Here is a 21,526-nt window from a genome sequence, read left to right as displayed (position 1 = left end):
ATGCCGGTGTGGATGGCCTCATGTTGGCGATGAAGTGGCGGGATGATCTCATCGAGGTGACCCGTCAATGCGTAACGGACTGTTCATGGAGTCGTCATTTGCCCTTAAACGAACATTTTGCATGTTCGATGTGACTGTACTGTGTGATCGAACATTTCCTGCCACTTTCGTTTGAATACGTGCGTTTGTGTGGCAAATCACGGCCGCGGTAACACGCTGAAGTCCATGTGAGATGTAACATCGGAATTGTCAATTTGGCTGAGGTGTGCGCAACAGCGCCACATCCGACGAACAACAAGCGAAAGCGGGGAAGCACTATGGTGTTCGCTATGACAACCGAGGCGTTGAAGGGGCTGCTGAAGGACGCCCATGACCACGGGTATGCATATCCGGCGATTAATGTCAGCAATCTGGACACCGGCATCGCCGCCATGGCCGGATTGAACCGGGCGAAATCCGCCGGTTTCGTCCAGATCTCCATCGGCGCGGCCAAACAGGCAAGTCCCACCGGCGACCCCGTCGAGGGCTCGATCGTGCTGGGCCGCACTCTTCGCGACCTGCGCAAGTCGCAGCATGTGCCGATCGCCATCCATACCGATCACTGCCATGCCGACGTGGTGGACACCTGGCTGGTCCCGTTGCTGAAAACACTGAAGACTCTTCAAGACGCGGGCGAGGAGAAGATCTTCGACTCGTTCATGTTCGACGGTTCGCATGACGAAATCGGCGACAATGTGGCGACCATCCGCCGCCTGCTGCCGTTGGTCAAGGCGGCTGGCGGTCTGCTGGAGGTCGAGGCCGGCGGCAAATGGGGCGGCATGGAGGATGGCGTGGCCGACAAGGCCGTATTTTCCACCCCCGAGGATGTGGCGATGATCCAGCGTGAATTCGAAGCTGCCGGTCTGGGCGCCGACGACTACCTGCTGGCCGTCGCCTTCGGCAACGCGCACGGCACCGCCGTGGTGCCCGATCTGCATCCGGAACTGCTGCGCCGGATCGCCGAGCGCACGGGCGAGCGCAACCTCTACGTTTTCCACGGCGGCTCCGGTTCGCCGGACGACGACGTGCGGGCTGCGGTGGCCAACGGCGTGGTCAAGATGAACGTCGACACCGACACCCAATACGCGTACACGGCCGGTGTCGACGATTTCTTCGTTCATGCTCACGGCGTGCAGCGCTCGCACAGCAAGGGCAAGAAGTTCTTCGATCCGCGTCACTGGAACGCGGCGGGCCGCGCATCCATGAGCGAGAAAGTCGTCAAGGTCGCCGAACTGCTCGGTTCCGCCGGGCGTGCCGAGTCGGTGTCCTACCGTTCGCCGCTCGAACCGGTCGTCGCCTGAACCCCGCATCCCATTACCCACACCTCATCAAAGGAGATGCATCATATTATGACAGGACAGCTTTATCTGCTTCGCCACGGTCAGACCTACTGGGCTCTGTCCGGACAGCACACCGGGCTCGCCGAAGTGCCGCTGACGGCCAAGGGCATCGAGCAGGCCTCCGACGCGGGCATGCGCATCAAGGCCATGCACCCCGCGGATTTCGCGGCCGGCTATGTCTCGCCGCTGCTGAGAGCCCGGCAAACCGCCGAGGCTGCGGGGCTGGGCGTCGAAACCCTCAGCGACCTGCATGAATGGGATTACGGTCGCGCCGAGGGTCGTACCCGCGGCGAATTGTCGGAGGCGTTGGGCCGCTCATGGGACTTGTGGAAGGACGGTCCCGCCGTGCTGCCGGCCGAGCTTGGCGGAGAACGCGTCGAGACCCTGCCGGACGGCACGCCGGTGACCGTGCCCGGTGGCGACGGTGAGACGTTGAGCGAGGCCTACGCCCGCGCCGGCCGCGTGGTGAGTCAGATCCGTCCGCTCGTTGAGGCCGGAGAAGACGTGCTGCTGGTAGCTCATTCGCATATCATCCGCCTCATCGCCGTGTCCTGGCTGGGGCTACCCGCCATCGCCGGGCGGACGTTGGAGCTTGGCACCGCGCAGTTCTCGGTCCTCGGTGTGCACAAGGGCCAGCCCGTCATCCAGCACTGGGGGTTGTGATGCCTACGCGGGCACGACGCACCCCCATGGTGGTGGGTAATTGGAAAATGAATCTGAATCATCGTGAGGCCGCCCGGTGGATGATCGACTATTCGGGAATGAACGACAACTGGGAGGAGCGCATGGCTGCGTCGGGCCAGCCGCTTGATCGCCCGGAAATCAGCATTCTGCCGCCGTTCACGTCGATCCAATCCTTTATCGACACCATTGAGGATCGCGGCATGGGCGACCGGCTGTCGGTCGGAGCGCAAACCGTGTCCGACGTGTCCGCGGGTGCCTACACCGGCGACGTCTCCGCCGACATGCTGTCCGCGCTCGGCTGTCGCTACGTATTGGTGGGGCATTCCGAACAGCGGCGCTACCATCCGGAGGACGACGACACCTTTGCCACGAAAATGCGCGTGGTGCTTGATAACGGCATGACGCCGATCCTGTGCATCGGTGAAACCGCGCTCGGTCGGGAACACGGCATTGGCATCGACTACGCGCTGAGGCAGCTGGGGGAGGCGGTCAGCCAGCTGTCCTGCGAAGAGATGCAGCGCGTCATCGTGGCATACGAACCGGTGTGGAGCATCGGCACCGGCAATGTGCCCGACCTGACCGTAATCGAATCCGCGCTCGCCGATATTCGTGACTTCGTCAACGCGGCCTTCGGGGCGGATGTGGCCGCGGCCGTGCGTATTCTCTATGGGGGGTCCGTGAAGCCGGACAATGCGTCGTCGATTATCCGGCTGAGCGATATCGACGGGTTTCTGGTGGGAGGCGCGAGTCTGGATCCTCGCTCATTCGCCAAAATCTGCCATCGTGTGGCCGAATCGTCGGTGAACCGTCATCGTCGTCCCGCCAGCCGCGGGTTCAAACGGCAGCGGCGCATGACCCTGTCGCAATTCGAAAAGCCCGACATCTCAGATGCGCACCGTGCGCTCGCCGCGGATGTGGAGCGCGATTTCCCGGATGTGCATTCGTGGCGCATGGCGTTGGCGCTGGCCGCTTACCGCACCGCCGGATTCGCGTGGCTGGAGGTGATGGCTCTGCAGGATCTGTCCGATGCGGTGGACGCTTCGGGCGGCGACTTCGAAGTCGGTCCGGATCTGTTGCGCGACATCATCTGGGACGACCGTCGTCTGATCGTCGAGGCCATGATGGCGTTGATTGACGCCGATGCGGTGCAAGGCGTGTATTCGGTTGATCAGTGGCTGGTCGAGTCCGATCCGAGACTGAGCCGCGACGAACGCTGTGAACGGCTGGTGCAGTCGTATGCTTCCAGCACCTGTTCGCGCGCCTATCGATATCTGCATCCCGAGAACGTCGATTACGAAATGTTCTGCTCGTACTTCATGGAAGGGTACCTTTCCTGCGATGTGAACACCGACAACCGTCGTTGGCGCCGACGCGGCATCGACCGTTACAAGCGTCGCCCGTGGTTTCCGATCCCGCCCGCCGAAGGGGACTGAGGTCTACTTCTGTTCCGTGGGGCTGGTGCCAAAGTATAAAGCAGTTCAGAATGGCGGAACGGCGTGGTCGTTCCGCCGGTTCTGGGCTGTTTATTCTATCTGGATAGCCCCACGGAATGGAAGTAGTCTTTTGGAATGCCCAAAATCGACCCTACGGAACGCAGAAACACACTGCGGACGGCGTGTCGTTGAAGTGCAGGCGATGCCGGACGGCACCATTGCTTCATGTTCCGTGCTCCGTGTTCCCGTGAGGTATGGCATCAACTCACAAAACGCGGGAAAACACCGAAGACATCCGAGTGACGGCGTGTGTCTGCCGGTCGGCGGAGGTGCCCTCATCGGGTTCTGGCGCCTGCAATAGCGTCCGCCGGGTTGAAACGCCTGGCAACGGCCGCCGCCCGATCGCCCCTGCTGGCTCATACTGGGAGATGTGAAGAATTAAGTCCGATTTCTGTGCGTGTTGTGTGCGGCACGTCGGACCCGTCGCCAAAGGAGTCGAAGCACATGAGCTTCCTTGATGATGATTATTTGCTGACCACCGATGTGGCCAAGGAACTGTTCCACGGCACCGCCGAATCCCTGCCGATCGTGGACTACCACTGCCATCTGAGCCCGAGGGAGATCTACGAGGACCGGAACTTCTCCGACATCGTGGCCGCCTGGCTGACCGACGGCAACAACTACGGTGATCACTACAAGTGGCGTCTGATCCGCGCCAACGGTACGCCGGAGGAGCTGATCACCGGCAAGGGCGACCCGTGGGACAAGTTCCAGGCCTACGCTGCCACGATGGAGAAGGCCATCGGCTCCCCGGTGTATCTGTGGACCCATATGGAGCTGCGCCGCTACTTCGGCATCACCGAAACGCTGACCACCCGCAGCGCCAAGGCCATCTACGACCAGACCAACGAGATGCTGGCCACCAAGGACTTCACCCGCCGCTCGCTGCTGCGCCGCATGGGCCTCGACGTCATCTGCACCACCGACGATCCGGTGGATTCCCTCGAATGGCACAGGAAATTCAATGACGAGGGCGGCGACACCTTCTCGATGATCCCCGCCATGCGTCCGGACACGGCCATGAACCCCGACAAGGCCGGTTTCCCGGAGTGGGTTGATCGGCTGGAGCAGGTTACCGGAGACTCGATCTCCACTTTCGACGGCATGATGGCCGCTATCGACAAGCGCGTGGATTTCTTCCACTCGATGGGTTCCCGCCTGTCCGACCATGCTGCCGATCTGATGGTGTTCGCCGAGGCTACTCCGGTCGAGCTGGATGAGATTCTCGCCAAGGCCCGTGCCGGCAAGGAGTTGACCTTCGACGATCTCGCCAAGTACCGCACCGCGTTCTTCCTTGATCTGATGAAGATCTATGACGACCACGACTGGACCATGCAGCTGCACATTCACGCACTGCGCAATATCAATTCCGTGGGTTTCGCCGAGCACGGGGCCGACACCGGCTACGACGCGCTTAACGATCGCTCCATCGCCGAGCCGCTGGCCCGGCTCTTTGACGCCGCGGCCAGGCGGGGCGCCATTCCGCGCACGATCATCTACTCGCTCAACCCCGAGGACTACATGCCGATCGCCACGGTGATGGGCTGTTTCCAGGGCGGTGGCAAGAAGCAGCGCATGGCGCTGGGCAACGCCTGGTGGTTCAACGACACCCGCACTGGTATCCGCCGGCAGATCGAGACCATGGCCGAGGAGTCGCTGCTGGGCAACTTCGTGGGCATGACCACCGATTCCCGTTCGTTCCTGAGCTATCCGCGCCATGAGTTCTTCCGCCGTATTCTGTGCGAGCTGGTCGGCGAGTGGGCCGAGCGCGGTGAGGTGCCGGACGACGTCGACTATCTCAAGCCGCTGATCGCCGACGTGTCGTATAACAACGCCAAGGCTTTGTTCGTCTGAGCTGCCCGCGCGTAGGCGGGCTGACGGCCGGGCTGGCTGCTGGGAGGCTCAGCGGTCGGCCCGTTTCGGCCGTCTGGCGTTGGCTCAACAGCTGAGCCCATCAGACGGGCGTGTCCACCGGTGTGTATTCCTGGTTGCGCATCGCCGCCACACGCCCCCAGATGCGCATTCGCCCATAATTCCCGGCGCTACACGCCCATTGACCCATGGAAACTGTCGTTGTGGTGACAGATTCCATGGGTCAATGCTTGTAGTGATGGTGCCGCAATGTATCCCAAATATAGGGATGCGATTTCAAAGGCTGGTACACTGGCAACTGTTCCAACAACAATTGCATCGAAGAGGATCAATATGGCATTAGCACCATCATTGAAGCTCCCCACGATCGCGCATATCCGCGCGTATTCGATGGGCGGCGCTGCGGCCAAGGTCCATGGTCAGGGCGGCGGCGATTACCACGATCAGGGCAAGGACCACTGGATCGACGACCATATCGCGACCCCGATGTCGAAGTACGAGCAGTACAAGCAGTCTCGCCAGTCCTTCGGCATCAACGTGCTGGGCACGCTGGTCGTTGAGGTCGAGGCGTCCGACGGCACCACCGGCTTCGCCATCTCGACCGCCGGCAACCCCGGCTGCTACATCGTCGAGCATCATCTGTCCCGCTTCGTCGAAGGCAAGCGCGTCGATCAGATCAAGCTGATCCACGACCAGATGCTCAACTCCACGCTCTACTACTCCGGCGGCGGCGGCGTGGTGATCAACACCATCTCCTGCGTCGACCTGGCGCTGTGGGATCTGTACGGCAAGGTGCTGAACCTGCCGGTGTACAAGATCCTCGGCGGCGCCGTGCGCGACACCATCCACTTCTATGCCACCGGCGCCCGTCCGGATCTGGCCCAGAAGATGGGCTTCATCGGCGGCAAGATGCCGACTCACTGGGGCCCGGCCGACGACGACGAAGGCATCGAGAAGGACATCAAGACGCTCGCCGACATGCGTGAGCGCGTGGGCGACAAGTTCTGGCTGATGTTCGACTGCTGGATGAGCCAGACCGTGAACTACGCCGCCAAGCTGGCGCATGCGGCCGCACCCTACAAGCTCAAGTGGATCGAGGAGTGCTTCCCCCCGAACCAGATCGAGTCCTATCGCGAGCTGAAGAAGCTCATGCCTGCCGGCATGCTGATGACCACCGGCGAGCACACCGGTACGCTGGAGGGCTTCCAGGAGCTGTCCAACGCGGGCGTCGACATTCTGCAGCCCGATGTCGGTTGGTGCGGCGGCGTGACCTCGCTGTGCGAGATCGCCGCGGTGGCCAAGGCTCACGGCCAGCTGGTCGTGCCCCATGGCTCTTCCGTCTACTCGCATCATGCGGTCATCACCTTCACCAACACCCCGTTCAGCGAATTCCTCATGACGTCTCCTCACGCGGATTCGCTGCGCCCGCAGTTCGACCCTGTCCTTGTGGGCGAGCCGGTTCCGGAAGGCGGCATCATCACCGCCGAGCAGCTCGACAAGCCGGGCTTCGGCGTTGAGCTGAACCGCAGCTGCCCGCTTGAGCGTCCGTTCGAGCACTGATATGCGAAGCTCCGCGGGCCCCTGTGCGGGCGCCGCGGAGTCTCGTATGTGAAGGGGAGACCGGTTGCGTCCATGTCTCCGGTCTTCCCTTTTTCCGTTGAACGCCGGTCGGGTCGGATGGCGAGTTGCACGGCGAAGCGCCTTCGCTTCGGGCTGCTGGTACGGCTTGACGCATCGAATCAAAGTTTTGTTAGAAAGGAACAGTCAAGGATGACTTCCGTTGCCTTGCCCAGGAATGAATTCAAGGTCGCCATCAGGCAGCCGGGTGCCCGGCTCAAGGGCCTGTGGGTCGCCATGGGGTCGGCCACGTCCATTGAGATCGCCGCCGAGGTCGGTTACGACTGGTTGCTGATTGATGGCGAGCATGGGCCGAACGATCTCAACACCATACTGGATCAGCTGCGAGCCGTACACGGATATCCCACTGTGCCGGTGGTGCGTCCGCCGCATGCCGATCCGGTGCTGGTCAAGCAGGTGCTGGATCTGGGAGCCCAGACGTTGCTGCTGCCGATGATCAACACCAGGGAGGAGGCTGAGTTGATGGTCAGGGCCGTCAACTACGCCCCCGAAGGCATTCGCGGCGTAGGCGGCGTGATCGCCCGCTCCGGTCGCTGGGGATTGATTCCGAATTATATGCGCGACGCCAAGAACGAAATCTGCACGATTCTGCAGATCGAGTCCGAAGAGGGGCTGAACAATATCGACGAGATCGCCGCCGTGCCCGGGTATGATGCGATCTTCATCGGGCCGGCTGACCTGTCCGCCTCGCTTGGTCATCCGGATGACGCGGCCGCCATCCAGGACAAGGTGCGATACGCCTTCGAACGCATCAAGGCCCATGGCAAGGCCATTGGCTCGCTGGCTTGGGACCCCGCCACCGCCAAGCGGTATTTCGACTGGGGCGCTTCCTTCGTGGCGGTCGCCGGCGACACCGACGTGCTGGTGCGTGGCCTTCAGGCCGAGCTTGCAGCCTACGAGGAGTGAACTGACGACTTCGGCACGTGCCGAAGGCATTGGGCCACGCTGCATACGGCAACGCGGCCCAATGACATATCGTGCCCATGGCAATCCCAAGGATGGAGCATATGACAAGCGAGACGCCGGTTGTTCCGGGTACGCAAACCCTGATGAACGGACTGACCGTGTTGCAGGCGGTGGCGGACGGCGCGACCACGCTGGCCGAAGTGGTCGGCGCCACCGGCCTGACCCGCTCCACCGCCCACAGGCTGATTCAGGCGCTGCGTGCCATGCGCTATCTGCGCGACACCTCGGATGGTCTGCTGGCGCTGGGGCCGGCGCTGATCGAACTGGGGTTCCGGGCCCGTGAACAGGTTTCGCTGCGGGGCGTCGCGCATCCGGTGATGCTCGACCTGGCTGAGGAGGTCAGGGACACCATCCACCTGGCCGTCGAGGATGACGGTGAATGCCTGTATCTGGATAAGATCCATGGCAGTCGCAATGTGGAAATCCGGTCGTGGCCCGGCGTGCGCATGCCGCTGACCTACACCGGCATCGGCAAGGCGTTGCTGATGGATTCCCCCGACCGTTGGGAGTCGCAGTTCCTGTCCGACCGTTCGCGCATGACGCGCCAGCCGCAACATGATTTTTCGTCCGCGCGCGCCTTCGCCAAGGCCATGGCCACGTATGCCGATCAGGGCTTCGCCTATGATCTCGAGGAGAACGAGCCGGGCATCCGGTGCGTGGCCGCTCCGATTCATGACGCCACCGGTGCCGTGGTGGGCGCGATTTCCGTTTCCGCCATGACGCAGGTGATGCCGCCGCGGCGAATGAAGGGCCTTGGCCCGGTGGTGCGTGCCGCCGCCGACCGCATTTCGGCGGAACTTGGCGCCCATGTGCGGTGGGGTGCCCGGTCTTCGGTCGAATAATGCCGGCACGACCGGTTCGGATCCATCTGGTCAGCCCGGTCAAGTGGCGGAAACGACGTTTGTCGGGTGAGGTCTGCGAGTAGTCTGAATCCTCGTCGGGCATTCATTGCCGATGATGCACAGGGAAGAGGGCTTTATGGATCTGGCCATGCAAACGGGAGCTTTGATGCTCGCCATTCTGATCGGGTATGCCGGCAAGCGTTTCGGTTTTTTCGGGCATGACGACTACAAGCTGCTGCAGACCCTGATTTTCAATATCACATTGCCTGCGGCGGTGATTCAGTCCTTCGCCAAGAACGACCACGATCTGCGCATGTTTTGGGTGATCCTGCTCGGTTTCCTCGCCACATTGGTTCCGTTGCTCGTTATCTATGCGGTCGAACGCAGGCAGTCCAAGCGGTCGCGTGGTTTCCAGATGCTGGTGGGCACCACTTTCAATGTGGGCAGTTTCGCTCTGCCCGTCATCACCACTTTTCTGGGCGCCGGCGCCGGTGTGGCCGTGGTGATGTTCGACACCGGCAACGCGATCATGTGCGCCGCCGGCTCGCTGGTGCTCACCAATCTGCTGCTGCATCTTGACGCGAACTGGGACGGCATGACCGCCAGACAGAAATGCCGCACGATCGCCCGCAACTTCTATTCGTCCGTTCCATTCGACATGTACATGGTCATGATCGTGATGCTGCTGACGGGCATTCCCGTTCCCGATCCGGTTGTGATGGTCATCACCCCGTTCGCCAACGCCAACACCTTCCTGTCGATGGTGATGGTGGGCATGATGATGGAGATCCCGCACGCCAGGGGCGAAATCGTCGACATGGCGAAAGTGCTCGGCTGGCGGCTCGCCGTCGCCGTCGTCGCCGCGCTGGCCGCGTGGTTCCTGCTGCCGTTGGCTCCCGAGGTGCGCATGGTGGTGGCGATCACCGCCTTTGCGCCGATTTCGATCTTCTCCACCAAATTCGCCGACCAGACGCTGGATCGCGGAGAGCTGGCCGGATTCTCGCTGACCGTCTCGGCGATCATCTCCCTGCTGATCATGGCCGGCCTGTGCGCGTGGATGCCGACGCTGCTGTAGGACCGTCTGCCGCAAATCCGCTTCGGGTCGATTGGGGCTGTTGGCATCGCCCGGGCTCCAACTCGGGCTCCAACTCGGGCGTTTTCGGTAGGCGGCATATCTGTGCGACTCGCCGGTGACGGTGCGATCTCGCGAATAATTTGCAAACTCCGGCAACGGTGCTAGCATGGTAACCGTTCGACTGGCATGTCAGTTTGTGGTCTGATATACCAGTTGGGGGGTAAGCGACGACGCTTAGTCCTACACGATGTCCGGCAGTGATGCCGGCTTGAGTTGAAAGAGAGATCAACGCAATGGTTGAGATAATCATCGGCGTAATCCTGATCCTGACCTTCGCCGGCATGATCTGGTATTGCGTCAAAGGCCACAATCTGATGGTGGGCTTCTTCGTCATCGCAACGCTCTGGATGGCGCTCGCCATGGTCGGCAACGCAATATCGCCCAACCCCAAGATGGACGGCCAGAACTGGCTTGACGTCTTCCAATACGTCTATCAGACCGGCCCCGAGGGCTACGCGAAGTCCATCCTCGTCAACGTCTTCTTCGGCGCGTTCTTCGGCCGCGTCCTGATGGATACCGGCATCGCCGCCACCCTGATCCGCAAAGTCGTGGAGCTCGGCGGCGACCGTCCGAAGATCACCATGACCCTGCTGTGCATCGTCACCATGCTCATCTTCACCTCCATGACCGGCATCGGCCCGGTGATCTCCATCGCCGTGATCGTGCTGCCGATCCTGCAGGCATTGGGCATTCCGACGGCCATCGCGCTGTTCAGCTTCATGGGTTCGATCATGGCCGGCATCTGCGCCAACGTGACCAACTTCAAGCAGTACCAGGGCATCCTGGGCGGCATGGACGCCCGCTTCCTCAACGAGTACGACTACACCCAGTACTTCCCCTTCGCCTGCGTGATGGCCGCAGTGGCCCTCATCACCGTGCTCGTGGTGTCCTTCATCGCCATGCGGGGCAAGAAGTCCACCCGCTCCTGGGCCGCCCAGGCCCCGGTTTCCGCCAAGGAGAACGCCCCTTGGTACTCCTGGATCTCCGTGGTGCTGCCGGTGATCATCATCGTGCTCATCAAGGTCACTGAAGTCGACCCGAAGACCGGCAAGGAATCCACCACCACCTTCCCGGTGATCCTCGCCTTCATCATCGCGGCCCTCTACGCCCTGCTCACCACCGGCAACCTGTTCAAGGGCGGTTTCACCGAGGTCTGCCGTCGCCTGGCCAAGGAATTCGCCGACGGTTCCGTCGACGTGGCCCCGATGATCGGCTTCCTCCTGACGTTGTCCATGTTCAACAACGCCGCCATCTACGCGGCCCCGTACTTCGAGGCCATCGTGGGTAACGCGATTCCTCACAACGCCTTCATGATCTGCCTGATCTTCGCGGTTATCATCCCGCTCGGCTTCTTCCGCGGCCCCACCAACCTGGTCGGCTCCGGCACCGCCGTCGCGGCCCTGGTGCTCTCCGTGTTCCAGTGGCCGGTCGCCTTCATGTACCCGGTGCTCGCCACCGCGACCATCGTCCCGCAGCACCTTGATATCACCCAGTCCTGGGTTGCTTGGGGTCTCGGCTACTCGAAGGTCTCTTCGAAGGACTTCATGAAGATGTCCATCCCGACCGGCTGGATCGCCGGCGCCATCCTGATGTTCGCCGCCTTCTTCATGTACGGCAGCCTGGTCGGCTGATTGTCTGACGGCGCGCTGACCGATCTTGCGGCCCGAGTCCAATGCGGGAATCGGGCCGCAAGACCGCAGCTCCCAGATCGACATGATTGAAGACCACAACTGAATATTCACAACTGAACATACAACTGAACCCCTCCGCCGGCCCGCTGGAACGATCCGCCGGCCTGCGGAGCCCTTCACTCTTTATCATTTCCTATTTGTCAAAGCAGGTGCAATCCCTTATGTCACGAGCAGTACGAATGGGCATCGACGTCGGCGGTACCCACACCAAGGCCGTCGCCATCGACAATGCCACCCATGAGATCATCGGCAAGTCCAGCGTCAAAACCACGCACGACGATCCGCGAGGCGTGGCGGCAGGCGTGGTGAAAAGCTTCCAGAACTGCCTGCGCGAGCATGACATCAACCCCGATGACGTGATCTTCGTCGCCCACTCCACCACCCAGGCCACCAACGCCCTCATCGAAGGCGATGTGGCGAAGGTCGGCGTGCTCGGCATGGCCAAAGGAGGCTTCGAGGCGTTCCTCGCCAAGCGGCAGACCAAGCTGAGCGACATCGAAGTCGCCGAAGGCAAGAAGATCCAGATCTTCAACGCCTTCCTCACTACCAAGCATCTGGAGAAGTCCACCGTCGCCTCCGCGATCGACGAACTGATGCGTCAGGGTGCCGAAGTGATCGTCGCCTCGATGGCGTTCGGCGTGGATGACGCCGGTCCCGAGCAGCTGGTGCACGAGGTCTGCCAGGAGAAGAACATTCCGGTGACCATGGCCTCCGACATCACCAAGCTTTACGGCCTGACCCGCCGCACCCGTACGGCCGCCATCAACGCGTCCATCCTGCCGAAGATGCTCAACACCGCCAACTCCACCGAGCAGTCGGTGCGTGAATCCGGCGTGAACGTGCCGCTGATGATCATGCGCGGCGACGGCGGCGTGATGGAAATCAACGAGATGAAGAAGCGCCCGGTGCTTACCATGCTGTCCGGCCCGGCCGCCTCCGTGATGGGTTCGCTGATGTATCTGCGCGCGTCCAACGGCGTGTATTTCGAAGTCGGCGGCACCACCACCAATATCGGCGTCATCAAGAATGGCCGTCCGGCCATCGACTACTCGATCGTGGGCAAATACCCCACCTTCATCTCCTCCCTCGACGTGCGCGTGCTGGGCTGCGCCGGCGGCTCCATGGTCCGCGCCAACAAGCAGGGCGTGATCGACGTTGGTCCGCGTTCCGCCCATATCGCCGGCCTCGAATACGCGGTGTTCTATCCGAAGGATCAGATCAAGGACCCGCAGGTCGAATTCTTCTCGCCGAAGCCGGGCGATCCGTCCGACTATGTGCGCGTGAAGCTGTCTGACGGCAAGTACATCACCATCACCAATACCTGCGCGGCCAACGTGCTTGGCCTGGTGAAGCCCGAATACTTCTCGTACGGCGACGCCGAAGCGGCCAAACTCGCCATGCAGGCGCTGGCCGACTATTGCGGCACCACCGTGGAGGACATTGCCACGCAGATCATGGAGCGTTCCTACGCCAAGATCGAGCCGGTGATTCTCGACCTCGCCGAGAAGTACAAGCTCGAGAAGGATCAGATCTCGCTGGTGGGCGTCGGCGGCGGCGCCGCCTCGCTGATCGTCTATTTCGCGAACAAGATGGGCGTCAAGTATTCGATTCCGGACAACGCCGAGGTCATCTCGTCCATCGGCGTGGCCCTGGCCATGGTTCGCGACGTGGTGGAGCGCATCATTCCGAATCCCACGCAGGACGACGTGCGGGCCATTAAGAACGAGGCCATCAACAAGGCCATCGAATCGGGCGCCACCGCGGATTCCGTGGAGGTGCACATTGAGATCGACCCGCAGACGTCCAAGGTCACGGCCATCGCCACCGGCTCTACCGAGGTGAAGACCGCCGGCGACCACCTCAAGGAGTTCGATGTGGCCGAAGCACAGGAAGTCGCCGCCGAGGACATGCGCCTCGACGATCCGAAGAAGGCGGTGCTGCTCGAGAAGTCCGACCACTTCTTCGTCTTCGGCACCAGTGCCGAAGTCACTTCCGCCAAGGCCGGCCCGGTGCGCATCGTCGACAAGAAGGGCTTCATCAAGGTGCAGCGCGCCCGCGGTCTGGCCCTGAAAACCGACGCCGCGCACTTCGAGGAGGCCGTGCAGCAGCTGTGGGACGAGATGGCCGTCTACCAGTCCGAGGTCATCATCCGCCCCGATTACTACCTGTGCATCGGCCCTCGTGTGATGGACTTCTCAAACCCGGACTTTGAGCAGCTGCTCCTGCTGATGAACCTCGAGGTTTCCTCGCTGGATCCCGACACCGAGATCCTCGTGGTCGCCGGCAACATCCGTCAGGACGGGTTCGAGTAGAGTCGGAAATTCCGGCGGGGTTGACGGGATCCGGCCCCGCCGGAAGCGCGACGGCGTCCGCTGCATGCCCGCATCGCCGTCGCATATGGCATCCCGTCGTGTCCGATGGCAACGGTTGCCTGTGGGTACGATGGGGTTTGCGCGTGGAACGCGAAAGGAGCGCGATCATGGGAATCCTGAAGGCAGACGGCACCGGCAGGCGGTTGAATGGCAGTCTGGCGGATGCGAACCGGCCGTTCGACGGCACGGTAGGCGACGAGGAGATCCGTGAGGCGCTCCATGGCGCAATCGACAAATTCTTCGATCGGATCGCCGGCACCGACAAACGGCGGGGGGAGGAGGCTGCGCTGGACGGCGCGGAGAACGGTGCCGATGCGGTGCGAATCCAGACGTTGCCCGATATGATGCGCGCGTTGCGTCAGGTGGACGATCTCGCGTGGGGACGCTATATCCTGAGCACTGACATGCTGCGCGACAAGATCGAGCCCGGCATGGGGGACACGATGATTGCGGGCGCCATCTCCTGCGGGCGTGAATGGTCCGACCGCGTCGTCGAGCAATACGGCACCAACAAGCCCAGCGCCATCGCCGAACGGCTGGGCGTGGCGGTGGGATCCAACACCGCGCCGATGTCGGGCAGGCGCGCCCTGTTCGCCCAGTATGTGCCCGGCGGTTCCGACAGTTCCGCGCAGGCGGATCGCATCGATCTGATGGCGGACCCGCTGAACCGGTACGCCGAACTGTATGATCGACTGGTGGTCGAGGATGCCGGCAACGCCGGTGTCCTGCCATCGCCGGCCCGCGTGCGCACCCTGCTGCTGGCGCATGAGCTGTTCCATGTGATCGAGGACCGCAACGAATCGACCATCTACACCCGCACCACCACCATCAGCTTGTGGAAGGTGTTTGGCAAGGAGAACCGTTCCACGGTTCGAGCGCTTGGGGAGGTGGGCGCCGGCGCGTTCGCCCAGACGTTGGTGGGGTCGTCGTTCTGTCCGTTTGCGCTTGATATCGTGCTTATGTGGTCGTATGACCCGGCGACGTCGAGGGCGTTGTATGACGCCGTGGTGCGGCGGCAGGAGTAGACCGGCCCCCTTATGGTACAGTGCTGGGGCGGGTCGGCGGCCATGCGGTGAGAGGAAGGTGAGGATATGGCTGATTCGAAGCTCAGCGACCAGCTCTATGAGCGCATCAAGCACGATATCCTCTTCCTCAAGCTTGAGCCCGGCGAGGCCGTCAGCATGCAGAAGCTCTCCGATACCTATGGCGGGTCGCGCACGCCCGTGCGGGAGGCGGTGGTCCGTCTTGAACAGGAGGGGCTGCTGATTGTGCATCCGCAGTCCAAAACCGAGGTGAGCCCCATTTCGGTGAGTCGCGTCGAACAGGAGCGCTTTGTGCGCACCGCGCTTGAGACCGCGGTGCTCGACGATTTTGTGAAGAATTGCAGTCAGCTTATCGTCGACACGCTGGACCATATCAATGCCATTCAGTCGCGTTGTCTGGAACGCGAGGACTACCGCGCGTTCCTCGATGCCGACACACGCTTCCACGCCACGTTCTTCGAGGTGGCGCACCGTCACCTTGCCGGCGTTCTGGCGATGTCCAGCAGCTCCCACGATGTTCGCATGCGGTATCTGGGCGTCGCCGTAGGCGATCAGGGTCGGAATGTGGTGGGGGAGCACCACCTGCTGGTGCAGGCCGCGAGGGAGCGCGACGGTGATTTGCTGCGCAAGTTGCTGCGCGATCATTTGGGTCACTGGGGCCGGTCTCTGCCCGCATTGCGCGGGGTCTGCCCTGACGGCTATTTCGTGGATTAGGTCGGGTGGGCTTCGTCGGCGGGCTTCGAGGTACGCTGGTACAGATCCCATATAACGGGATAACGTTTCAAATTTGGCTATACTGTCTGATGTACCGGTTGGCTCGCATCGATCGGGCCCGCAGTCGAATCAGACAAAGCAGTCGAGAGGCAGGAACAACATCACCATGACCGCGAACAAGTACAACTTTGAAGGCAAGGTCGTCATCGTCACCGGCGGCGGCACCGGCATCGGACGCGCCATCACCCGGGGCTTCCTGGACAATGGCGCCACCGTCGTGGCCGTCGGGTTGCGCCCGGGGCCTTTGGAGGAGACCGTCAAGGGCTACGAGAAAGGGCATGTCCACTTCACCGACGTCTCCAAGCATGAGCAGGTCGCCGAACTGGTCAAGTCCGTGGCCGACGAATTCGGCCACATCGACGTCGTCGTCTCCAACGCCGGCATCTTCGAAGGCGGTGAGATCGAGCACGTCTCCGACGAAGTGTGGCACAAGCTCTTCTCCGTCAACATGGACGGCCTGTTCTACCTGACCAAGGAGGCCCTTCCGTATCTCAAGAAGTCCAAGGGCAACATCGTCGTCGACACCTCCGTCTCCGGCCTGTTCGGCGATTGGGGCCAGACCGCCTACAACTCCACCAAGCACGCCATGAACGGCTTCGTCCGCTGCGTCGCCCTCGATTACGGCGCCTACGGCGTCCGCGTCAATGCCTTCGCCCCCGCCTTCATCGAAACCGACATCAACAAGGAAGTCTGGACCGACCCCGAGCGCCTCAAGCCCTATATCGACCGCGTCGCCCTCGGCCGCACCGGCAAGCCGGAGGACTGCGCCGATCTCGCCCTCTTCCTCGCCTCCGACGGCGCCAAATATCTCACGGGCCTCGTCGTTCCCGTCGACGGCGGCACCACCGCGGCTACCGGCCAGGGGCGCAACAATTACGAAAACGACACCCGTTCCGTATTGTGACCCACGGGCGGCGGCGCGCCGCACGCCGACGCGCCGCCGGTGCCTTCCGCGAACAAAGGAGTTGCGATGACGCTTGGAGAGGACTACCAGCAGCCGGTTCGGGGCCGCCTGTACACCATCATCCCGGAAAGTGCCGAACGGGCCGCGGTATCCCGCCCCTTCATCGACACGCATGTGCATTTGATGGAAACCTCGCTGTACTCATGGTTCAATCCGGACAAGGCGCCCACTTTCGAAGGCGCGTGGGATCCGTTGTTCGAGGCCGGCGACTATCTGGCCGACGATCTCGTCGACGAGCTCACAGGGTCCAATTTCTCCGTAGTCGGTGCCGTGCACGTGCAGGCCAACGCCGACGATCCGGTGGCCGAAGTCGCCTTCGAACAGCGGATGAGCGAGGAAACCGGTCTGCCCATTATGATCGTCGCCGGCGGCGATCTGTCGTCCCCCTCCATCGAGGCGACGCTGGAGGAGGAATCCTCCTACGCCAATACGCGCGGTTTCCGCCAGAACCTCAACATTCACCCGCATCCGCTGTACCGTTACGTGGACAAGTCCTACATGGATGATCCGGACTGGCTGCGTGGGCTGGGACTGTTGAGGAAGTACGGCCTGAGCTTCGACATGCAGCTGTATCCCACGCAATTCGCCCGCGCCGTCGAGGTCATAGACGCGCATCCCGAGACCCTGTTCATCATCAACCATGCCGGCATGCTCGCCGATCGGGATCTCGAAGGCTGGCGGTTGTGGAAGAACGGGCTGTATGAGCTCGGCAGGCGCGACAATGTGGCCATCAAAATCTCCGGTCTGCCGTCGATGGACCACTATTGGACCATCGAAAGCCTCAGACCCGCCGTCTACACCGTGCTCGATGCCTTCGGCGTCGGCAAGGTGATGTTCGCCTCGAACTTTCCCGTCGACAAACTGCACTCTTCGTTGGTGGATCTGGTGCATGCGTACGCGCGCGTCACCGAGGAGCTCAGTCCCGCCGAACAGGACGCGCTGTTCGTCGACAACGCCAGGAAGTTCTACCGGTTCCAGCCCATCGGCTGACCCGTTCGCCGTCACGCCGCCAGCTCGACAACGAGGCCCGGCGGCCGACCGCAAGGAGCCGCATATGTCCGCAACTCCCACGCCCGAGCCGCCGGCCAATGCTTCGGCAACCGTTGAGCGCGCGTCATACCGTGCTTTTTTGAAATCCGACGTCGCCGACGACGAGGTGATGCGTCTCGCCGCCCGTCTGCGGGACGACGCCGAACGCCTGAAGGCCGAGGGGCTGGCGCTCACCGTCGTACTGGCCCGGTATGGGCGCCAGCTGTATGCGTATGTGGAACATATCGTGCCCAGGCACCCCGCGCGTCGGTCCATGACCGCCGTCACCGGCTTCCCGGAAGCGCGGGGCTGGTTCGACGGAGCGTTGGAACGCTGCCCGCAGTTCAGCGGCGACGTCTTCTGGACATATATGCATCCGGTGTTCTGGTTCGACGAGCCGACGTCGGTCGATTCATTCCGGCGCGGTCGCCAGCCGGACGCCCGATGCGGTCGCATCGCGCACTTCTATCCGGATACGGTGATCGACTACGTGGTGCATCACCAGCTCATCGCGCGCGAGGGGTTGGCGGTGGGGGATCGCTACCAGTTCATTTCCGTGCTTGACGACGTGGCGTTCAGCTATTTCGAGACGCCGCGCGATCGCGAGCAGGTGAACATTCGCCGCGAAGAGGGTGAATCCCGGGAGATCCGGCGCTGGCTTGACGCCGATCCGTTCTCCCATTTCGATCATTTCGATCCCGGGACGCTTGAACGCGACTTCCTCGTCATCGACACCTTGGTCTCAGTGGGATAGGCCGTCCGAGTTCCCAAGCGGGGCGTCATTGAAGTGAATGACCTCCGGGGCGATCGTCGATTTGACGAATTCCCTGGGCGTCATCTGGAATTCCCGCTTGAAGCAGCGCAGAAAATGCGTGTACGACTTGAATCCGCACATCCGGTAGACCTGCTTGGCATTGCCGTATTCGCGCAGCAGCTCCTTGGAACGGATCAGTCGCTTGGTCACCGTGTATTCATGCAGGTTGACGCGCATATGCTTCTTGAATTCACGGCTCAGATAGTATTTGTTGATGAAGAAATGCCCGGCCAGCGCGTCAAGCGACAGGTCGTCGGTCAGATGGCCGCCGATGTAGTTCATGACGTCGCCGATGAGTTTGGGGATCGTGGAGCTCTGCGGCGTGATGTCGCTGGCGTCGGACATCACCGCCTTGTTCAGCGCGATCATAAGCTCGAGAAAGCGCTGACCGTAGATCACGTCGTCGCCGTATTCCCCGCCGGGCGGTTCGTCCAGTCGACTGATGTACGAGCTCAGCAGCGCGGGGTCGAGTCGGATCACGCGGCTGACGGGCCGGCCGTAATGCCGGAAACACGCCGTCAGATCGGTGGCGGCGGTGGAATGCGCGGTGAGATACGCCTTGGTCACATAGATGTATGCGCGCTCGTAGTACGAGGAGGACTGCCGCACGATGTTGTGCAGGTCGTTGATGTTCACCAGGGTGACCGTGCCGGGGGTGGTTTCGTATTCGTCGCCGTCGAGGCAGAACACCCCGGTGCCGTTGAGCACGCAGTTGATCTCGTAGAAATCGTGGTAGTGCAGCGGCATGTCGGCCTGTACGTCTTTGTCGACGTGGTATATCTCGAACTGATCGCTGATCATGGAATGGTCGGCTCGCGCCGGTTTGCTGACTGCTGGCATGTTCTTCCGCTCCCGTATCGTCATTGATGCCCAAGGAAACAACAGAAGATAATTATCTCACAAAAACTGCGTGTTCTGCATCCGTGTTGCGATCGTCGGACTTTTTACAATGGAGGCGTCGCAACGTTGCGGTGCATATGCGGCGGACAGTCGGGCCGCATCGCATTGTCCGTATTCATGTGAAGGAGCACGATGACCGAGCTGAAACCACCGTCCAGCCGTGACGAGATCCGCACGCTGATCGATCGCATGATCGACAACCTCATCACCATCCAAGTCACCGACGCCAAGGGCCTGTGGGTGAATCCGGACGGCACCGTCGTGGACGACAAATCCTGGAAGGAATGGGGCTGGCCGCAGGGAGTGGGGCTGTACGGCATCTGGAAGAACTATGAGATCACCGGCAATCCCAAGGCCCTGAAAACCGTGGCCGACTGGTTCGATCAGGCGCTGACCAGGGGCACGCCCGGCAAGAACGTCAATTCCGTGGCCCCCATACTCACCCTCGCCTTCCTCTACGAGCGCACCGGCGAGCCGAGCTATCTGCCGTATCTCAAGCAGTGGGGCGCGTGGATCTACCGCGATCAGACCCGTACCGAAGGCGCCGGCATCCAGCATGTCACCGTCTCGTCCAACAACCACAACCAGCTATGGGCCGACACCTTGGTGATGACCGTGCTGGCGCTCGCCAAAATCGGCAAGGTGCTGGGCAGGCCGGAATATGTGGAGGAGGCGAAATACCAGTTCCTCATCCACGCCAAATTCCTGATGGATCCCTCCAACGGCCTGTGGTTCCACGGCTGGAGCTTCGATGACCGCAACAACTTCTCCGCAGCCCACTGGGGCCGCGGCAACTGCTGGGCGACCATCGCGATCCCCGAGGTGCTGTCGCTGCTCGGCCTTGACGAGCATGACGCCGTTCGCCGTTGGCTGGTCGAGGTGCTGCGCGAGCAGGTCGAGACATTGTCCACGTTGCAGGATCCCGTCACCGGTCTGTGGCACACGCTGGTCGACGACCCGAACTCATATCTGGAATCCTCCGCCACCGCCGGCTTTGCCTATGGCATACTCAAGGCCGTGCACGAGCGTTTCCTCGATGCCGCCTACCTGCCCGTCGCGTACAAGGCGGTCGAGGGGCTGATCGGGCAGATCAATGACAAGGGCGAGGTGGAGCGGGTGTCTGTCGGCACCGGCATCGGCGACGACTGGGACTACTACCGCACCATCGACATCACGCCGATGCCCTATGGGCAGTCGCTGACGGTGCTCGCCTTTACCGAACTGCTGGTATCGTATTGCTAGCGGTCCGTGGGCCGGAGCCGCGTCCGGCCATGCCCGAAAACAACGGTGTGCAACAAAATTGACTCGGCACGTAACTGAAGATTGAATGGAAACGTCATTGACGACAATCACGAAAGGGAGTCCACTATGGCCTTCGATATGAATAAGTTCTCGCTGGAGGGCAAGGTCGCGCTGGTGACCGGAGCCTCCTACGGCATCGGTTTCGGCATCGCCTCCGCCTTCGCCGCGGCCGGTGCGAGGATCGCGTTCAACGACATCAACGAAGCCGCCGTCGAGCGTGGCCTGGCATCCTACAAGGAGGCCGGCATCGAAGCCAAGGGCTATGTGGCCGACGTCACCGACGAGGATGCCGTCAACCAGCTCGTCGCCGACATCGAACGGGATTTCGGCACCACTCCGGACATTCTGGTCAACAACGCCGGCATCATCAAGCGCATCCCGATGATCGAAATGAGCGCCAAGGACTTCCGCCAGGTCATCGACATCGACCTGAACGGCCCCTTCATCGTCTCGAAGGCCGTCATTCCGGGCATGATCAAGAAGGGCCATGGCAAGATCATCAACATCTGCTCCATGATGAGCGAACTCGGCCGCGAAACCGTGTCGGCCTATGCGGCGGCCAAGGGCGGCCTGAAGATGCTCACCCGCAACATCTGCTCCGAGTACGGCGAGTACAACATCCAGTGCA

General features: G+C 61.9%; 18 protein-coding genes. 17 read left to right on the top strand and 1 reads right to left on the bottom strand.

Features of this window, described 5'->3' with window-relative positions; genetic code table 11:
• The first annotated feature begins 329 nt into the window (after positions 1–329).
• The 15 genes from B2994_RS02245 to B2994_RS02175 all read left to right on the top strand — a co-directional run bounded on the left by B2994_RS02245 (position 330) and on the right by B2994_RS02175 (position 18,636).
• Positions 330–1,340: a class II fructose-bisphosphate aldolase gene (locus B2994_RS02245; protein ID WP_291526777.1), complete on the top strand. Its 1,011-nt coding sequence runs from the start codon at positions 330–332 to the stop codon at positions 1,338–1,340.
• Between the two features lie 48 nt (positions 1,341–1,388).
• On the top strand, positions 1,389–2,042 hold the full coding sequence (locus B2994_RS02240) for a histidine phosphatase family protein (protein ID WP_291526776.1): 654 nt from the start codon (positions 1,389–1,391) through the stop codon (positions 2,040–2,042).
• The gene (gene tpiA / locus B2994_RS02235) at positions 2,042–3,496 is read left to right on the top strand and encodes a triose-phosphate isomerase (RefSeq protein WP_349675654.1); all 1,455 of its coding nucleotides are present in this window, start codon (positions 2,042–2,044) and stop codon (positions 3,494–3,496) included. Before B2994_RS02240 ends, tpiA begins: the two co-directional genes overlap by 1 nt.
• Before the next feature lie 504 nt (positions 3,497–4,000).
• Entirely contained in the window at positions 4,001–5,410 is a 1,410-nt protein-coding gene (uxaC, locus tag B2994_RS02230) for a glucuronate isomerase (protein ID WP_291526775.1), read from the top strand.
• Between the two features lie 351 nt (positions 5,411–5,761).
• Complete coding sequence (gene rhmD / locus B2994_RS02225; RefSeq protein ID WP_291526774.1) at positions 5,762–6,988, top strand: L-rhamnonate dehydratase; 1,227 nt, start codon at positions 5,762–5,764, stop codon at positions 6,986–6,988.
• Positions 6,989–7,198: 210 nt separating this feature from the next.
• Positions 7,199–7,972 (top strand): HpcH/HpaI aldolase family protein, encoded by a 774-nt coding sequence (locus B2994_RS02220; RefSeq protein ID WP_291526773.1) that lies wholly within the window; start codon positions 7,199–7,201, stop codon positions 7,970–7,972.
• A 101-nt stretch (positions 7,973–8,073) separates the two neighbouring features.
• Positions 8,074–8,874, top strand: coding sequence for an IclR family transcriptional regulator (locus B2994_RS02215; RefSeq protein ID WP_291526772.1), 801 nt, complete (start codon positions 8,074–8,076; stop codon positions 8,872–8,874).
• 148 nt (positions 8,875–9,022) lie between these two features.
• The gene (locus B2994_RS02210; protein ID WP_291526771.1) at positions 9,023–9,949 is read left to right on the top strand and encodes an AEC family transporter; all 927 of its coding nucleotides are present in this window, start codon (positions 9,023–9,025) and stop codon (positions 9,947–9,949) included.
• A 293-nt stretch (positions 9,950–10,242) separates the two neighbouring features.
• Entirely contained in the window at positions 10,243–11,640 is a 1,398-nt protein-coding gene (locus tag B2994_RS02205) for a hypothetical protein (RefSeq protein ID WP_291526770.1), read from the top strand.
• A 221-nt stretch (positions 11,641–11,861) separates the two neighbouring features.
• A complete protein-coding gene (locus B2994_RS02200) occupies positions 11,862–14,012 on the top strand; it encodes a hydantoinase/oxoprolinase family protein (RefSeq protein WP_291526769.1) in 2,151 nt (716 codons plus the stop codon).
• Between the two features lie 167 nt (positions 14,013–14,179).
• Positions 14,180–15,097 (top strand): hypothetical protein, encoded by a 918-nt coding sequence (locus B2994_RS02195; protein ID WP_291526768.1) that lies wholly within the window; start codon positions 14,180–14,182, stop codon positions 15,095–15,097.
• A gap of 66 nt (positions 15,098–15,163) precedes the next feature.
• The gene (locus B2994_RS02190; RefSeq protein WP_291526767.1) at positions 15,164–15,829 is read left to right on the top strand and encodes a GntR family transcriptional regulator; all 666 of its coding nucleotides are present in this window, start codon (positions 15,164–15,166) and stop codon (positions 15,827–15,829) included.
• Between the two features lie 166 nt (positions 15,830–15,995).
• Complete coding sequence (locus B2994_RS02185) at positions 15,996–16,793, top strand: SDR family NAD(P)-dependent oxidoreductase (RefSeq protein WP_291526766.1); 798 nt, start codon at positions 15,996–15,998, stop codon at positions 16,791–16,793.
• A 66-nt stretch (positions 16,794–16,859) separates the two neighbouring features.
• Entirely contained in the window at positions 16,860–17,843 is a 984-nt protein-coding gene (locus B2994_RS02180) for an amidohydrolase family protein (protein ID WP_291526765.1), read from the top strand.
• Between the two features lie 64 nt (positions 17,844–17,907).
• The gene (locus tag B2994_RS02175) at positions 17,908–18,636 is read left to right on the top strand and encodes a hypothetical protein (protein WP_291526764.1); all 729 of its coding nucleotides are present in this window, start codon (positions 17,908–17,910) and stop codon (positions 18,634–18,636) included.
• Here the strand turns inward: B2994_RS02175 and B2994_RS02170 are convergent.
• The gene (locus B2994_RS02170) at positions 18,625–19,536 is read right to left on the bottom strand and encodes an AraC family transcriptional regulator (protein WP_291526763.1); all 912 of its coding nucleotides are present in this window, start codon (positions 19,534–19,536) and stop codon (positions 18,625–18,627) included. The two genes, B2994_RS02175 and B2994_RS02170, sit on opposite strands and share 12 nt — an antisense overlap.
• A gap of 192 nt (positions 19,537–19,728) precedes the next feature.
• On the opposite strand from B2994_RS02170, the gene B2994_RS02165 reads away from it, so the two are divergent.
• Complete coding sequence (locus B2994_RS02165) at positions 19,729–20,838, top strand: glycoside hydrolase family 88/105 protein (RefSeq protein ID WP_291526762.1); 1,110 nt, start codon at positions 19,729–19,731, stop codon at positions 20,836–20,838.
• A gap of 126 nt (positions 20,839–20,964) precedes the next feature.
• The coding region (locus tag B2994_RS02160; protein ID WP_291526761.1) for an SDR family NAD(P)-dependent oxidoreductase at positions 20,965–21,526 on the top strand (562 nt) is incomplete at its 3' end.

This window comes from Bifidobacterium sp. UBA744 (genome assembly GCA_002298605.1).
GTDB lineage: Bacteria > Actinomycetota > Actinomycetes > Actinomycetales > Bifidobacteriaceae > Bifidobacterium.
The sequence above is the reverse complement of the archived record's forward strand: the minus strand, read 5'-3'. Positions and strand labels throughout refer to the sequence as shown.

What these genes read in the sequence shown, in the direction of transcription:
- B2994_RS02245 (WP_291526777.1), top strand. Translation starts at nt 330, where the DNA reads ATGACAACCGAGGCGTTGAAGGGGCTGCTGAAGGACGCCCATGACCAC.
- B2994_RS02240 (WP_291526776.1), top strand. Translation starts at nt 1,389, where the DNA reads ATGACAGGACAGCTTTATCTGCTTCGCCACGGTCAGACCTACTGGGCT.
- tpiA (WP_349675654.1), top strand. Translation starts at nt 2,042, where the DNA reads ATGCCTACGCGGGCACGACGCACCCCCATGGTGGTGGGTAATTGGAAA.
- uxaC (WP_291526775.1), top strand. Translation starts at nt 4,001, where the DNA reads ATGAGCTTCCTTGATGATGATTATTTGCTGACCACCGATGTGGCCAAG.
- rhmD (WP_291526774.1), top strand. Translation starts at nt 5,762, where the DNA reads ATGGCATTAGCACCATCATTGAAGCTCCCCACGATCGCGCATATCCGC.
- B2994_RS02220 (WP_291526773.1), top strand. Translation starts at nt 7,199, where the DNA reads ATGACTTCCGTTGCCTTGCCCAGGAATGAATTCAAGGTCGCCATCAGG.
- B2994_RS02215 (WP_291526772.1), top strand. Translation starts at nt 8,074, where the DNA reads ATGACAAGCGAGACGCCGGTTGTTCCGGGTACGCAAACCCTGATGAAC.
- B2994_RS02210 (WP_291526771.1), top strand. Translation starts at nt 9,023, where the DNA reads ATGCAAACGGGAGCTTTGATGCTCGCCATTCTGATCGGGTATGCCGGC.
- B2994_RS02205 (WP_291526770.1), top strand. Translation starts at nt 10,243, where the DNA reads ATGGTTGAGATAATCATCGGCGTAATCCTGATCCTGACCTTCGCCGGC.
- B2994_RS02200 (WP_291526769.1), top strand. Translation starts at nt 11,862, where the DNA reads ATGTCACGAGCAGTACGAATGGGCATCGACGTCGGCGGTACCCACACC.
- B2994_RS02195 (WP_291526768.1), top strand. Translation starts at nt 14,180, where the DNA reads ATGGGAATCCTGAAGGCAGACGGCACCGGCAGGCGGTTGAATGGCAGT.
- B2994_RS02190 (WP_291526767.1), top strand. Translation starts at nt 15,164, where the DNA reads ATGGCTGATTCGAAGCTCAGCGACCAGCTCTATGAGCGCATCAAGCAC.
- B2994_RS02185 (WP_291526766.1), top strand. Translation starts at nt 15,996, where the DNA reads ATGACCGCGAACAAGTACAACTTTGAAGGCAAGGTCGTCATCGTCACC.
- B2994_RS02180 (WP_291526765.1), top strand. Translation starts at nt 16,860, where the DNA reads ATGACGCTTGGAGAGGACTACCAGCAGCCGGTTCGGGGCCGCCTGTAC.
- B2994_RS02175 (WP_291526764.1), top strand. Translation starts at nt 17,908, where the DNA reads ATGTCCGCAACTCCCACGCCCGAGCCGCCGGCCAATGCTTCGGCAACC.
- B2994_RS02170 (WP_291526763.1), bottom strand. Translation starts at nt 19,536, where the DNA reads ATGCCAGCAGTCAGCAAACCGGCGCGAGCCGACCATTCCATGATCAGC.
- B2994_RS02165 (WP_291526762.1), top strand. Translation starts at nt 19,729, where the DNA reads ATGACCGAGCTGAAACCACCGTCCAGCCGTGACGAGATCCGCACGCTG.